Here is a 16,192-nt window from a genome sequence, read left to right on the forward strand (position 1 = left end):
TGTCTCCTAGAATATAAAAATATGAATGAAACTAGCGAAAGCATATCAGAGATCACGTATAATCACCGCCAAATTTAAAGTAGAGACAATCTTGATGATTAATATTGGTCAAATAAACAACCTAGAAGTGGTAAAACAAGCAGACTTCGGTGTATTCCTTGACGCTAGCGACTATGGAACGGTGTTGCTGCCGAAACGATTTACTCCTGAAGGTGTTGAAATTGGTCAAAAGCTAGATGTTTTCTTATACATTGATTCTGACAACCAGATCGCTGCAACCACTGAAAAACCTATCGCTCAAGTAGGGCAGTTTGGTTTGATGACGGTTGAAGGTGTAAACAGCACTGGTGCATTCATGAGCTGGGGTGTGAAAGGCAAAGATCTTCTGGTTCCTTTCAGCGAGCAGCGTGGCCGTTTAAACGAAGGTCAGTCAATCTTAGTATATGTGTATATCGATAAAGCATCGAGCCGTATTGTTGGAACAACGAAGTTCAACAAATGGTTAGACAACACGCCTGCGACTTATAAGCAAAACGAACAAGTTGACCTTATCATCGCTGAGCGCAGCCAATTGGGCTACAAAGCGATCGTTAATGGCGAACACTGGGGAATGATTTTCCCATCAGACATTATTGGTAAGCTATTCATTGGTAAATCACTAAAAGGCTACATCAAAAACATTCGTGAAGAAGACGGTAAGATTGATTTATCTCTTCAAAAAGTCGGTGTTGCGAAGATGGATGACTTGAGCACTAAGATTCTAGATCTGCTTGAGAAGAAAGGCGGCTTTTTACCATTGAACGACAAGTCTTCACCTGAAGCGATTTTTACGGCATTCAGAACCAGTAAAGGTACGTTCAAAAAGACCATCGGTGGTCTGTACAAGTCAGGTAAAATCTCTATTGATAAAGAAGGTATTCGCTTAGCAGAATAAGCGCGTCTCTCGGTTAAAAAAAAGCCCAAACTTTCCTGTTTGGGCTTAGGGGAAAGGGCTCCGAAGAGCCTACGCTAATCGTTGTAATTCTTTGTCTGATAGACTGAAGTCTAGTTTAAATTTCTCGATATGCGATTTTCCATAACGCAAATAGTGACTTGAATTGATATTTATGTAATTAAGCGTTGATTCGACATTGTTTTTAATCGCACCGAGTTATCTGATGTGAATGGAAAAAGCCCAAACAATTTACGTTGTTTGGGCTTTTTGTTTATTCGTATGCTTTAAGCATAATTAGAACAGGTTCTTATCGCGTACAAGCTCTCGTGGTAAACCGTTCTTCACTCGGTTGCCAACCCACTTACCAAGGCCAATGATCGCACCGTTGTATTTAACCAGCACTTCGCCTTTACCTGACAAGCCTTCTGGGCGAACATCTCGTCCCATAAACCATTCACGTGCGTCTTCAATATTCAGATCTACAATGTTCGCTTCGTTGCCCGTTGCGAGCGTTGTCGCTACCTGATGCTGCCAGCGATAGCCTTTCTTATGAGTCTCTGCGATCTTAATGCCCATACGAGAGAAACGGAACTCGCCAATCATCGGCTCTAGTGCTTCAGGGAATAGCCAAACGTCTTTGTCACGAATCCATATCTGGGTGTCACTTGGTAACTCGATATCCAGTGCGCTTAAAAGCTGATCAGCGACTTCTTGCTGCGCTTTCTTATTGGCTTTTTCAAATGGGAATTTACCCAAACGTTTCTTCACTTCTGGTGGTGTCACAGAAGCGAGTTTACGGATACGTGCAACGAAGAAACCTTCCGAGTCATAAACCTGCGGGAAGATATGAAGAAAGCCTTCTTCAGTCGTCGTCGCTTTTGCATTGTCGAATAAGTTTTCTAAAGACTCGAACTCAACCGCGTCACCAAAGGTTTCTTTTAGGTGATGACATACTTGTTGGTTCTCTTCGGTACTTAATGTACAGGTTGAGTAAACCAACACACCGTTAGGTTTAAGAGCGTGAAACGCACTTTCAATCAGATCTTTTTGAGTGTCAGCAATATCGACCACAGACTGATAAGTCCAGTTTTTCATTGCATCGGCGTCTTTACGAATCGTACCTTCACCAGAGCATGGAGCGTCTAACAACACAGCATCAAATTGCTCTGGTAGCCAACCGCCGAAGACTCTGCCATCAAAGTTACTTAGGGCTGCATTACGCACGCCACAGCGCTCGATGTTGGCGTGAAGGACTTTCACTCGGCTTGCTGCGTATTCATTAGCAACAAGTACGCCACGGTTATCCATCAAGGCCGCTATTTGAGTCGTTTTTGAGCCGGGCGCAGCAGCGGTGTCTAACACGGCTTGATAATTCTCTTCACCTTGGAATAGAGCTGACGGTGGCATCATCGAGCTGGCTTCTTGAATGTAGAATAGGCCAGACATGTGCTCTGCTGTATTGCCTAAAGGCGCTTCACTTTCATCTGCAGTGATCCAAAAACCCGTTTCACACCAAGGTACTGGTTCCAGTTCCCAACCTTTGTCTTTCGCGCGTACGAGGAAATCTTCAACACTGATCTTCAGTGTGTTCACTCGAATACTTTTACGAAGTGGCTTTTGACAAGAAGCGACAAATGAAGCCATATCTAGATGGCTTGGCATGATGCCTTCAATATGAGTCAGGAATTCTTCTGGGATATATACGTTAGCGTGCAAAAGGGTATCTCGATTTATAGCGTTAATGCGCGCAGTTTAAAGCAAAATGAGATTGTCCTAAACCAAATTTGCTTCAAACAATAAAAATGCAGCCGTTTGGCTGCATTTTAAGTTGAATTGTGTGTGTTTCAGTGTAGAAACTTAGTTCACTAAGGGCGAGGTATGGCGGTTCTCCAAGATTTCCATTCATCTTCGGCTTGAGGATATAAATAGAAAGATTGGTCTTCTTCTGCCAACGGTTGGAGTTCATTCGTTGGTGGCGTTGAGAAAGTAATCCCGCCTCTTAACAAGCTATCTACTGTACCAGCCTTGATGTTTGCGCCAGACAAACCGATAGAGACATCAACCCCAGATACATTCCAAAAAACGCTGTTTGAGCGGATTAGATAGGCGAATTCAGGTTTGATTTGAATGGTTGAGATAATACGGTCAGCGAATTCACCTAGCTGTACGTCAATCACAGAACCAATCTCTAGTTCTCTGAATAGAATTGGTGTGCCTTCAGATACCGAACCTCTTGTTTCACTCTGCAACGTAAACACTTTGCCTTCAGGTTGAACGGGGCCTTGGCTGAGCCTAAATGCCGTGGTTTTTTCGCCTTTTCCTGGTTCTACATTGATGTGTTTAGAGAGTAGTGCTGATACGTTTTTGATACCGTTTAGGCCGATCTCTGGCTCTGCTAACCAAAAGTGGCTGTTTGCGACGGCTATTTTCTCAACGTATTCCGGTAAAACGCGAGCGGTAATTTCGATGCCACCTTTGTTAAAGTTCGGAATCACGAGAGTCACTTCACCAACTGTTACGCCCTGATACTTGATCGCCATGCCCTTGCTGACTTCTTGGTCGCCAGAAGAGGTGATGGTAATCGCACGGCCAAACTTTCTTGCAGATTTCGAATCGGCATATAGCTTCCAAACGTTACCCAGCTTGTTGTCGATCCCTGGTAGTGAATCAAAGGCAATACCGCCTTGAATCAGCGTTTTAACCGGTGCGGCTTTAATGCTGATACCTGATAAAGAGGCATCGACTTCAACACCTGAGCGATTCCAGAAAACCGTGTGCTTGTTGATCAAGTGCGTGTAACGGTTTTCGATGGTTACTTCGATTCTTACGCCACCATCTGCAAGCTGAAAGTTAGAAATACTACCGACTTGAAGGTTACGGTAGAGCAGAGGACTTCCTTTCGAGATAGAAGGCAGTTCACTGGCAAACAACGACATCTTTTTAGAGCCAGTTTGATTGAACTTCGCGATCTCTGCTAATGACTTACTTTGGAATAATTGATAGTTAGAGCGAGACTTACTGTTGCCTTCACTCACAAAGCTAATAGAGCCACTCAACAGTTGTTTGGCTGGCGGTACTGTGACGCTTAACCCTGACTCTGTAAGCTCTGCCGTTGCACTGCCTGTCACGAAGAAGCGGTTGTTGCTTTTGATAAGGTGCGCATATTGGTTGTCGATCAGCGCGTCCATGAATACCTCATGCTTGTCGCTACCGGTTCCAACACTTTCAACCAGACCCACATCAATGATTGAACCAACGGCTATGCCTTTGTAAAGTAATTGGGTTCCGACGTCCAAACCAAATGAATTGTTGGAAGTGAGACGAATCGCTACAGACTTTTCTTGCTCCTGACTGAATTCGTTCTTGCGGATAGCGGTAAATCGGCGAGATTTTTCACCTTCTCCGGGTACTAATGTCAGGAAGTTACCTGTCACTAAGTTAGCAAGGTTTTTCATGCCCGTTAGAGATAGTTCAGCCTCTTCTAGAACGAATTTACTTCCGCTGTTCAAAAAGTCACTGAATGCAGGTTGAATAGCGGCAGAAGCGACGACGTTTTCACGACCTTTACTCAACGATAGATCGGTAACCTGACCGATTTCGATGCCTCTGTACATGATAGGTGCACCAGTCGCGCTGATCTTGTTGTCGTCTGGTACTGCTATCTTGATTGAGATACCACGACCCGCGGTTTTCAAGTCGGGGTAGAGCTTAAATTCGGTGTTCATCTCAACTGGCTGGCCTTCTCCCGGAGAGTCAACCGCAATGGAGCCACCAAGTAGGGCGCTTAAGCTTTCTAATCGTACGTCAACACCAGAGAAGCCGATACTCGCCCCCAAACCGCTTACATTCCAAAAACGACTTTGGTCGGTAATGATATGGCTGTATTCGTCTTTGATGGCCGCTTGAATGGTTACCGACTTAGCATTCTCATTGAGTTGATAGTTATAAACTTCACCAATCGGGATCTTGCGGTAAACAATTTGCGAACCGACAGATACGCCGCCAAGGTCTTTAGTCGTCAACGATATATTGAGACCTTCCGACGCCAATAAGTCAGAAGGTGACGACTCCAAGGCGTGAAACACCGTTTCTGGTTTCTCTTTGGTTTCACTAGGGTGAATCGCAATATAGTTACCCGAAACTAGGGCGTCTAAACCAGAAATGCCAGATAGGCTTGCTGTTGGTTTCACCAGCCAGAAACGCGTTCCCTTTGAAAGAAGCTTTTGAGCCTCAGGATAGATGTCTGCATCAACATAAATGCTTGAGAGGTCTTTGGACAACGTGATATCTCGAACCATACCCACTTCTAAACCTTGATAGCGAATCGTGGTTCGCCCTGCGACTAACCCCGCGGCATCCGAGAAGTAGATCTGCACACGTTGTCCTGCATCGTGTACTGACTTCATAACCAGCCAACCAGCAAGTGCTACGGTTAGAATCGGCAGAATCCACAAAGGCGAGATCCCTTTGTTTTTTCTAACTTCTGGTGAATATGACGTTTGTGATTGGTTATTGTTGTTCATTCACTGACTCATCTTTAGAGGTGTGGTTATCCCAAATTAGCCTAGGATCTAAGCTTTCCGCTGCCAGCATTGTCATAACAACAACGACACCGAAAGCCACAGCACCATAACCTGGTGTAAAGTTTAAAATTTGTCCACGGTCGACCAATGTCATCATGATCGAAATAACAAAGAGATCCATCACCGACCATTTACCGACCCATTTCACGATGAAATAGATGATCATTCTTTGCCTATGATAGCGTGCTCGTTTCATTTGAATACAAAGCAGTATGTACGTAAGACCGAGAATCTTGGCCACTGGAACCACAATACTTGCAATAAAAATAATTGCGGCGATGCCGTACATATCAGTATTGATGAGTGAAGCGACACCCGAAATGATCGTGTCTTCTAACCTTTGTCCGTTGGTGATTACGATTGAAATTGGAATCACGTTCGCTGGTATGATGGCAACGGATGCTGCAAATAACAGTGCCCAAGTCTTTTGTATAGAGTAGGGCTTGCGGTGATATAAGTCATGGTGGCAACGTACACAAGCGTCGCCTTCAGGCTGAGATAGATGACAGTTGTGACAGTGAACATTTTTGCTTTCTGTAAAAGAGTAGTCTGATTCTTGAGCCCAAGCTTCCCAGTAACGTCGCACACTAATGCGGCTTACCAATAGAACGCTGAATAGCTGCAGTAGAATCAATCCAATTAAACCGGGGCCAACAAAAATATCGGAGTAGTCTTGTAGTTTGAAACATGAGATAGCCACGCTCACCAAAAACACATCCAACATCATCCAATGCTTTAAGGTTTGGATAATCGCTAGCGAATAACGAAATGGCGTGAAAATTTTAAAACGCAATGATACGTGCGTGATAAGCACAGAAGTACAAACAAGGAATGGCGCGATAGAGCTACAAAATAAAATGAGTAACCCAAGCAGTGGGAAGCCTTCTCCCATTAAGGTAAATACACCCGATGGCAGTGTGGCCGGTATCATGACACCGATGAGGCGGATACTGATGAATTCAAAGAAATGAGAAGGAATAAATAGCAATAAGCAAGTCACTGCGATCGCTAGGTTTCCAGAGAGGCTAGGCGTACCTCCGCGGTATAATTGAGTTCCGCACCTAGGGCAGTAAGCCGACTTCCCATGTGGGATGTCCATCTTGTCTATTGGAAGTTCACAGCCTTGGCATAGTCGTACAGAACTGCTGTCGCACAAGTGCTTACCTTGTGGGTGTCCGGACGATGGTTGATCGCTTGGTAACGATTCAGCGGTGACAGGATGAGAGGGGGAGGTCACAAGACCTCCCAAGTTGAAGCATTGGTTAAAACATCGAAATGACTTAACTTACTAGAACGACAAACATCAGGCGTGCGATTGCACACTGCCATAGAGTGTTTGATAAAGTCCTTGTTGTTCAACCAATTCACCATGTGTTCCCGTCTGTGTGACTTGCCCATCTTCTAAAACATAGATCAGATCAGCTTGTTTCACTGCTGATAATCGGTGGGCCACAATCAAAGTTGTGCGATCTTTCAAAAATTCGCTTAGCGCTTTGTGCAGAGCGGACTCTGTCGCGGTATCAAGTGCTGATGTCGCTTCATCAAGAATAACAAACTTCGGATTGCTCAACACCATACGGGCGATGGCCAGTCGTTGTCGTTGACCACCAGACAGTCGAACGCCATTCCTACCAATTTGAGTATCCAAACCGTTACTTAGCTGCTTAATCACATCTTGCATCTGAGACACTTCAAGCGCACGCCATAGCGACATTTCATCGTATTCGGCGCCGAGGGTCAGATTATGCCTCAATGTGTCATTAAAAAGTATAGGTTGCTGTAAAACAACGGCAATTTGATTACGAATTACATCAAAGCTGATGTCGTCCGTTGTTTCACCGTTATAACGAATACACCCAGAGTCGGCTTGATAAACCCCAATCAGCAACTGTATTAATGTCGATTTACCTCCGCCACTGGCACCGACTAGAGCGACCTTTTTACCTGCAGGTATGTGTAAGGATAGCCTATTTAAAACAGTGTTTTCTAATGTGTAAGAGAATGTAACATCTTCAATATCGACGGTCACTTCTTGATGTTCATTGAACGGATTCACTTTACTCACCGGACGATGCTCTTCTTCAAGTAACAGCAGGTCGTTAATACGCTGAAGCGCGGCCTTCGCGCTGTACCACGAAAACTGAATCCCTAATAACTCTTGAACAGGACCGAGCATGAACCATAAATAGCCGAATACTGCGAAAATTTGGCCAATGGTTAAATCACTAAATAACACCATCAGCATTGCCACAGCACGGAACAGTTCAAAACCTAATAGAAACAATAAAAAGGACACTCGACCTGCGGCTTCAGATTGCCACGCGTATTTATCGGCATCGATTCTTACTTGGTTTGCTTGAACTTTCAGTTCATCAAGAAAGATACGCTCTTTGTTTGCGGCACGAAGTTGATAAATGCCGTCTAAGGTTTCAACTAGGCGATTCTGAAAACGCTCAAACGATTGGTTTTCGTATTTCTTGAGGTGTTTAACGCGGCTACCGAGTTTACGAGAAAAATAAATAACAACAGGATTGACCAGTAGAATGAACAGCCCTAAACGCCACTCTAACCATAGTAAGACGATAGCGGTACCGAACACCGTTAAGAAGCTGATGATAAATTTAGAAAGAGTCGAGCCAATGAACTTATCAATAGTCTCTATGTCTGTAATAAGGTGAGCATTAATACCGCCGCTGCCTTTGGTTTCGTATTGTCGGATGCTAATGCGGCCAAGTTTATCGATCATCTTGCTACGCATTTGGTAGGTGATCGTTTTGGAAACCAAAGTAAATTGACGACCTTGTAGAATATTCAACGCTTGGCTAGCAGAGCGCATGAGGATAACCAACAACAGAGTAAGAGCAATATAGCCAGTTGGGGTTTGCAGCGAGACTGGAAGTAGGTGATTCATCATCTCTAACCCTGAAGCTGGCTTATCAAGCAAAACTTCGTCGACCATGAGTGGCATAAGTAGAGGGATAGGGACACTAATTAAGGTTGCAATAATGGCAACAAAGTTAGCAAACAGTAATTTGGACTTGTGTTTTTTTACTTGAGTTATCAACCAAGAACGGCTAATAGTGTCTTCTGAATTGTTCATTGTAATGAGAATAAGTCCTATTTAGTTTGATGGCCGCATTTTACTGCGTTCTCTTGATAATGGAAGTCTCAATTTAATTGGAAGTTAATATGAAAATAGAACATTACCAACGCTTAACCAAACAAGCCGTTGCATTAATTGAATCAGAAACCGATCTAATTGCGAATCTTGCAAATATTAGCTCACTATTGTTCATGGAATTAGATGAACTTAATTGGGCTGGTTTCTACTTAATGAAGCAAGATAAGCAAATGCAACAAGATGAGCTTGTGCTTGGTCCATTCCAAGGTCAGCCAGCGTGTGTTCGAATTCCAGTAGGGCGTGGAGTCTGTGGAACTGCGGTTGCGACGAATACAGTTCAGCGCATTCATGATGTGCATGAATTCGAAGGTCACATCGCTTGTGACGCTGCAAGTAACTCAGAAATCGTTATTCCATTCTCTATCGGTGGTAAAGTCGTGGGTGTTCTTGACATCGATAGTCCAAATATTGGTCGTTTTTCTCAAATTGATGAAGACGGATTGACATTTTTTATGGCTGAAGTGGAAAAGGTGCTTAATTCGCACGCGAACAAGGCATAAATTATTCTCTTACTGTGGTTTTTCCCAAGCATCTCTCTATAATACGTAAAAATATTTTCTTAATGCTCGCGGAAAACCGCAAAAACCAGGAACCCACATGGAAAACACTGAAAAGTTAAAAAACAGCAAAGAAGTTATCGCATATGTTGCTGAATGTTTCCCTAAATGCTTTACTCTAGAAGGTGAAGCAAAACCACTTAAAATTGGTATTTTTCAAGATCTTGCTGAACGTCTAAATGAAGACGAAAAAGTAAGTAAGACTCAGCTTCGTGCAGCGTTAAGACAGTACACATCATCATGGCGTTACCTGCACGGCGTAAAAGCTGGCGCAGATCGTGTTGACCTAGACGGCAACGCGTGTGGCACATTAGAAGAAGAGCACGTAGAACACGCTAAAGCTACACTTGCAGAAAGCAAAGCGAAAGTTCAGGCTCGTCGTAAAGAACAAGCACAGAAAGCTCGTGAAGAAGGCAAAGCGAAAACTAAGGCGAAGAAAGCTCAACAGCCTCGTCGTCAAGCGCCTAAAGCACCAAAAGTAGAAAAGCCTGTAGAAACACGCGCTTTGAACGCCGATGAATTCATCGCTGGCAAAGAAGTAAATGTGAACATGGGTACAGGAAACATGGCTGCGACCATTGTTGAAATCAATAAGGAAGATGTACGTGTTCAGTTAGCAAACGGCCTACAAATGGTTGTTAAAGCGGAGCACTTGCGCGCTTAAAGGAGATACTCCTACGCATGAAATGCCGTTCAAAATTGACACTGATTGCTGCTAGCTTTTGTCTAGCAGCTTCAGCTCAGGCTCTTGAAGCCAAATTAGATCAGGACGATTTACCTTTACTCGCTCCTGAGGTCCAACACGAAACTGCTAGTAAACGTGTTACTTCTCGATTTACTCGTTCTCACTATAAACACTTCAATCTCAACGATGATTTCTCTCAAGCTATCTTTAATCGTTATTTAGAGATGCTGGATTATAATCGTAATATCTTCACTCAAGCTGATATTGACTCTTTCTCCTCCTCATCTTTGCAAATTGATGACCAGCTGAAAGCGGGTAATAACCAGATTGCCTTCGATGTTTATAATCTTTCTATGCAGAAGCGTTTTGAACGTTTTCAGTATGCGCTGTCTTTGCTAGACACTGAGATTAAGTTTGATACCGATGAAAGTATTGAGCTCAATCGTAGTGAAGCGGAATGGCCGAAAGATATCGCCGAAGTGAATGAGCTTTGGAGGAAGCGTGTTAAATACGACGCGTTGAATCTAAAACTTACTGGTAAAGAGTGGCCAGAGATTCAAGAGGTTTTGGAAAAGCGTTACAACAATGCGATGAAGCGTATTACGCAATCGCATAATGAAGATGCTTTCCAAATCTACATGAACGCATTTGCGCGTGAAGTTGATCCTCACACCAGTTACCTTTCTCCAAGAAATGCAGAACAATTCCAATCAGAGATGAATCTATCTTTGGAAGGTATTGGTGCTGTGCTTCAGATGACAGACGACTATACCGTTATTCGCTCGTTAGTTGCTGGTGGCCCTGCGTCAAACAGCAAACAATTGAGTGATGGTGACCGTATTGTTGGTGTCGGTCAAGATGGCGAAGAGGTTGTTGATGTTATCGGCTGGCGTTTAGACGACGTAGTACAACTGATTAAGGGCCCGAAAGGGACCAAAGTTAAGCTACAGATCTTGCCGGAAGGTAATGACGCAAAAAGTCACGTTGTCACAATTGTACGCGACAAGATTCGTTTAGAAGACCGCGCTGTTAAATCTGAAGTTATCGAGAAAGATGGCAAGAAGATTGGTGTTCTTGAAGTACCAAGTTTCTATGTTGGCCTTTCTAAAGATACCGATAAACTGATCACTGAGCTTAAACAGCAAGGTGTTGAAGGGATTATCGTTGATCTTCGAAACAACGGTGGTGGCGCACTGACTGAAGCAACCGAACTCTCTGGTTTATTTATCAAAGAGGGACCTGTTGTTCAGGTTCGTGATAGCTACGGTCGTGTCAAAGTGAACAGCGACACCGACGGCGAAATCAGTTACCAAGGCCCATTAACGGTATTGGTGAATCGCTACAGTGCGTCAGCTTCTGAGATTTTTGCTGCAGCGATGCAAGACTACGGTCGAGCGATTATCCTTGGCGAAAACTCTTTCGGTAAAGGAACGGTGCAACAACATCGCTCTTTGAATCATATCTATGATTTGTTCGATAAAGAGTTGGGTTACGTTCAATACACAATCCAGAAATTCTACCGAATCAATGGTGGCAGTACGCAAAACAAAGGTGTAGTACCTGATATCGCTTATCCAACGCCAATTGATCCAGCAGATACTGGTGAAAGTGTTGAAGATAATGCTTTACCTTGGGACAGCATTGATAAAGCAAACTACTCAGTGTTACAGCGTAACGATGACAAAATAGTTGCTTTGACTGCCCAACACCAAGCTCGCATTGCTACTGACATGGAATTTGGCTTTATCGCGCAAGATATTGAAAAATATAAGGCAGATAAAGACGACAACGACCTTTCTCTTAATGAAAAGGTTCGTCAACAAGAGAGTGATGATGCGGATGCGCTTCGTCTAGAGCGTATTAACCAACGTCAAAAAGCCGCTAAGTTAGAGGCATTTAAAACGTTGGATGATATTCCCAAAGACTACGAAGCCCCGGATGCTTATCTTGATGAATCAGTTGCTATCATGCTGGATATGATCAAGAAATAGAGCAAATACCTGTTAAAAGGTGATTGTTTAAAGATGCACAATTTAAAAAGCGAGCTTAGGCTCGCTTTTTTTGTGTCTATGATTTGACAGGAATACCTGATTGTAACCGTTGAGATTGTCGCAAAGAACACTCAATACTCAGGGTTATTTGGCTCTATTTTGCGTCGAATAATGACATTTAAGTTACTTTGCACTTAAAATTTAGTGACTTGGATCATATTTTTTCGCTTTCTATTCATTACGTGCCTAAGCTTAAAGAAAACGAGGGCGTGCGTATGAAATGGATTCTACTATTTTTATCTTGTTTAAGTTTTGTTGCTTTCGGGAGTGAGGTCGCTTCGAACTCTCAACAATCAAAAAGCGATAGCAATCTATCTCATTTTGACCTTCCTCTGTTGCTTGGTGATTGGTATTTGATGAATCCAGATCCTGAGCAAGGCACTGAAAACTTTAGAGCAATCAAGCTGACTCTTGACTCAAACTACTCATTCTCTATTGATATTCAAAAGAAAGATTACAGTGTCGACCATTGGGAAGGTTTGTACAATGCCAATGAAGACACAATTATTTTGGGTTTGAACACCTCAGAGCCTCAGGTTTACGCCTACAGCAGTAACCACAATATGCTGAACCTTAACGGTGTTATGTTCACCAAGGCTTTGCCAAACGCATTGGCGGGAATATGGTCAAGCGCCGAACTGTCCGGAAGTGACTTGCGTGCGAGTAACATTCAAAAAATGGATTTAGTCCTTCAACCTGATTTTATATTTATGTTTAGAGTATCAGATGAAGAAGGTGGTGAAGTTATTCGTCGTGGAGTGTATTACACCGAAGGTGACCAGTTGGTGTTGCTTTATGAGAACGGCGAACACGGCACTCGTTACACATTAAACAGTGATGTGTTGACGCTTCAAGGTGAAGAAGGAGACATGTTTGCGGTGCTTAATCGTATTCGATAAGTGCGAGTTTTAGCCCTAAAATTGAACTCGTTGATAATATGGTTTGTTGCTTGTTTATTAGGCGTTCCTATCTAATTTGATTGATAAAATAGCAAAATATGGAGGCATTTTCCTACAATGCCTCCTTTTTTCAATATTCCCCTTGTTTTATTGGCGCTCAACCTTTAGATATATACAGTTAAAAAATAATTACGTATAACGATCAAAAGGAACCCGTCATGGCACATACACCTCAAGCCAAGTATCGTAAAGATTATCAATCACCATCTCACACTATTTCTGAAATCGATCTTACTTTCGATTTGTACGATTCAGCATCCATCATTACCGCTGTTTCTAGTGTTAAGCAGGAGAAAGAAAGCTCGACATTAGTACTTGATGGTGAAGGCTTGAAGTTGGTGTCTGTTTTGGTAGAAGGCACGGAGTGGACGCAGTATGAGCAGTCTGAAACTCTACTTACTCTGAATGATCTACCGAAAGATTTTACATTGACGATCGTGACGGAAGTTGACCCTGAAGGGAACAGCGCACTTGAAGGCTTGTACAAATCGGGTGGTGCGTTCTGTACTCAATGTGAAGCTGAAGGTTTCCGCCGCATTACTTACTATATGGATCGCCCAGATGTGTTGGCGAAATTCACGACAACAGTCATCGCAGACAAAGCTGAAAACCCATTCTTATTAAGTAATGGTAACCGTGTAGATGAAGGCGAAGCTGAAAACGGTCGTCACTGGGTTAAATGGCAAGACCCACATCCAAAACCTGCGTACCTGTTTGCTTTAGTTGCGGGTGACTTCGATGTACTTCGTGACGCGTACACAACACAATCTGGTCGTAATGTTGACCTCGAAATCTTTGTCGACAAAGGCAATCTAGACCGCGCAAACCACGCGATGGTTTCTTTGATTAACTCAATGAAGTGGGACGAAGAGCGTTTCAATCTTGAGTATGACTTAGACATCTACATGATCGTAGCCGTTGATTTCTTCAATATGGGTGCGATGGAAAACAAAGGCCTGAACGTGTTCAACTCTAAGTTCGTTTTAGCGAACGACCAAACAGCAACAGATACCGATTACCTAGGTATCGAAGCAGTAATCGGTCACGAATATTTCCATAACTGGACAGGCAACCGAGTTACTTGTCGCGATTGGTTCCAGTTAAGCTTGAAAGAAGGTCTAACGGTATTCCGTGACCAAGAGTTCTCATCTGATCTTGGCTCTCGCGCAGTAAACCGTATCAACAATGTGCGTATTATTCGCGGTCCACAATTCGCTGAAGATGCGAGCCCAATGTCTCACCCAATTCGCCCTGAAAAAGTGATAGAAATGAACAACTTCTATACATTGACGGTATACGAAAAGGGCAGTGAAGTGATCCGAATGATCCACACATTGTTGGGTGAAGAAGGTTTCCAAAAAGGCATGAAGCTTTACTTTGAACGTCACGATGGTACAGCTGCAACGTGTGAAGACTTCGTAGCGGCAATGGAAGACGCATCGGGTGTTGATTTGTCTCAGTTCCGTTTATGGTATAGCCAATCAGGTACGCCGACACTTTCTGTTGAAAGCCATTACGACGCAGAGAAAAAAGAGTACACGTTAACGACTCGCCAAGTAACAGCGCCAACTCATGAGCAAACTGAAAAGCAAGCTCTGCATATCCCTTTAGATATCGAGCTATACACAGCGTCGGGTGAAGTGATTGAGTTACAATGTAACGGTCAGCCTATTCATAATGTATTAGATGTGAAAGAGGCGGAACAAACGTTTGTGTTTGAGAATGTAGACGAGCAACCAGTTCCATCTCTGCTGCGTGAGTTTTCTGCGCCAGTAAAACTTGAATACAACTATTCAGACGAAGAGCTGATCTTCCTGATGGTGAATGCTCGCAACGAATTCTCTCGTTGGGATGCAGGGCAAATGCTGCTAGCGAAATACATCCGCAGCAACGTAGATAACGTTCAACAAGGTCAAAAGTTTGCACTTTCTTCTGAAGTGGTTGATGCATTCCGTGGTGTATTGCTCAGCGATTCGTTAGAACCTGCGTTTATTGCAGAGATGCTTTCTCTACCAAGCCATAATGAAGTATCGGGTTGGTACGAGCGTGTCGACATCGATGCGGTTTCGTCAGTACTTCATTCAATGAAAGTGACGTTAGCAAAAGAGCTTGAAGATGAACTTGCTGCGGTTTACCACAGCAATGCATTAGCAGAATACACGATTGACCATGATTCGATTGGCAAGCGTACGTTGCGTAAAGTTTGTCTAAGTTACTTAGCGCATACTGAAAAGGGTAATGACTTGGTTGTTGCTATGTACCAACAAGCAAACAACATGACAGACACTATGGCTGCTATGGGCGCGGCGAATAGTGCGCAACTACCATGTCGTGAAACTTTAATGGCGGATTACAGCGACAAGTGGAAACACGATGGTCTTGTCATGGACAAGTGGTTTGCTCTTCAAGGAACAAACCCAAGTTCAAACGCACTTGAAGTGATCAAGGCGTCTATGTCACACCAAGCGTTCAGTTTGAAAAACCCGAACCGTACTCGTAACTTGGTCGGTTCATTCTTAAACATGAACCCGGTTCAGTTCCACGACAAGTCAGGTCAGGGCTACGAGTTTGCAGGCGAAATCTTGCGTGAGCTTAACAGCAGCAACCCGCAAGTTGCATCACGTCTGATTGATCCTTTGCTTAAGTTCCGTAAATACGATGAAGAGCGCCAAGCTTTGATCAAGAAAGAACTCGAGACGTTGAAGAACATGGATAACCTAGCGAAAGACTTGTTTGAGAAAGTGACGAAAGCACTTGAGGCTTAAGCTCGCGTTCATTCACGTAACGATTTGCTAATAAGCGGTTTGCTAGAACCTGTTTATTAATAACGAAAAGTCATCAGTGGTAGAGAATCTCTGCCGCTGATTTTTTGTTTCTGGTTCATCGAATTTTCGATAAGCTAGAGCAGTTTCAAGCTCAGTTTCACATTCAGACATCGTTCAGTGCCAAAAATACCGGTACTGTACATTTACACAGGTATTGTATGAATCGCTATATTTTCCAACTTAACATCTCATATCAGCAGTTTTTGGCCAGCTATTCTGGTGCAGCAAGTAAAGTTCAAGTGATAACAACCACTGGATTGCGTCTACAGTTACCTGCAACTCGGTTCAGACCTTTTCTTACACAAATAGGGGTTAGAGGGCAGTTTAGACTGACAACTGACCAAAAAAATAAGTTTATTAAGTTGGAAGCTCTGTAAACCTTGGCGTGCCTAGTGAGTTAAAAGGAATCTTAATCAC

General features: G+C 43.3%; 11 protein-coding genes. 7 read left to right on the forward strand and 4 right to left on the reverse strand.

Annotation, left to right across the window (positions count from 1 at the left end; translation table 11 throughout):
* The first annotated feature begins 25 nt into the window (after positions 1-25).
* Positions 26-934, forward strand: coding sequence for a S1-like domain-containing RNA-binding protein (locus OW495_RS13980; protein ID WP_017106996.1), 909 nt, complete (start codon positions 26-28; stop codon positions 932-934).
* Between the two features lie 294 nt (positions 935-1,228).
* On the opposite strand, the gene rsmF is transcribed toward OW495_RS13980, so the two are convergent.
* The 4 genes from rsmF to OW495_RS14000 form a co-directional block, all read right to left on the reverse strand.
* A complete protein-coding gene (gene rsmF, locus OW495_RS13985; RefSeq protein WP_289887130.1) occupies positions 1,229-2,650 on the reverse strand; it encodes a 16S rRNA (cytosine(1407)-C(5))-methyltransferase RsmF in 1,422 nt (473 codons plus the stop codon).
* Positions 2,651-2,799: 149 nt separating this feature from the next.
* Positions 2,800-5,457 (reverse strand): MlaD family protein, encoded by a 2,658-nt coding sequence (locus tag OW495_RS13990; protein WP_289887131.1) that lies wholly within the window; start codon positions 5,455-5,457, stop codon positions 2,800-2,802.
* Positions 5,444-6,673: a paraquat-inducible protein A gene (locus tag OW495_RS13995; protein WP_241910203.1), complete on the reverse strand. Its 1,230-nt coding sequence runs from the start codon at positions 6,671-6,673 to the stop codon at positions 5,444-5,446. Before OW495_RS13995 ends, OW495_RS13990 begins: the two co-directional genes overlap by 14 nt.
* 147 nt (positions 6,674-6,820) lie before the next feature.
* Positions 6,821-8,617 carry an ABC transporter ATP-binding protein gene (locus OW495_RS14000; RefSeq protein WP_102514312.1) on the reverse strand — a complete coding sequence of 599 codons (1,797 nt, stop codon included), beginning with the start codon at positions 8,615-8,617 and terminating at the stop codon, positions 6,821-6,823.
* Between the two features lie 89 nt (positions 8,618-8,706).
* Here OW495_RS14000 and OW495_RS14005 point away from each other — a divergent pair, with 89 nt between their 5' ends.
* From OW495_RS14005 to OW495_RS14030, 6 genes are all read left to right on the forward strand, one after another.
* Complete coding sequence (locus OW495_RS14005) at positions 8,707-9,198, forward strand: GAF domain-containing protein (protein WP_017106991.1); 492 nt, start codon at positions 8,707-8,709, stop codon at positions 9,196-9,198.
* A 97-nt stretch (positions 9,199-9,295) separates the two neighbouring features.
* A complete protein-coding gene (gene proQ / locus OW495_RS14010; RefSeq protein ID WP_017106990.1) occupies positions 9,296-9,919 on the forward strand; it encodes an RNA chaperone ProQ in 624 nt (207 codons plus the stop codon).
* A gap of 17 nt (positions 9,920-9,936) precedes the next feature.
* On the forward strand, positions 9,937-11,931 hold the full coding sequence (gene prc, locus OW495_RS14015; RefSeq protein WP_102514311.1) for a carboxy terminal-processing peptidase: 1,995 nt from the start codon (positions 9,937-9,939) through the stop codon (positions 11,929-11,931).
* Between the two features lie 275 nt (positions 11,932-12,206).
* Positions 12,207-12,890, forward strand: coding sequence for a hypothetical protein (locus tag OW495_RS14020; RefSeq protein ID WP_076672121.1), 684 nt, complete (start codon positions 12,207-12,209; stop codon positions 12,888-12,890).
* 218 nt (positions 12,891-13,108) lie between these two features.
* Entirely contained in the window at positions 13,109-15,715 is a 2,607-nt protein-coding gene (gene pepN / locus OW495_RS14025) for an aminopeptidase N (RefSeq protein WP_102514310.1), read from the forward strand.
* Positions 15,716-15,933: 218 nt separating this feature from the next.
* On the forward strand, positions 15,934-16,152 hold the full coding sequence (locus OW495_RS14030; protein WP_004733645.1) for a DUF2835 domain-containing protein: 219 nt from the start codon (positions 15,934-15,936) through the stop codon (positions 16,150-16,152).
* Positions 16,153-16,192: the final 40 nt, after the last annotated feature.

This window comes from Vibrio sp. 14N.309.X.WAT.E.F5, from assembly GCF_030397615.1.
GTDB lineage: Bacteria > Pseudomonadota > Gammaproteobacteria > Enterobacterales > Vibrionaceae > Vibrio > Vibrio lentus.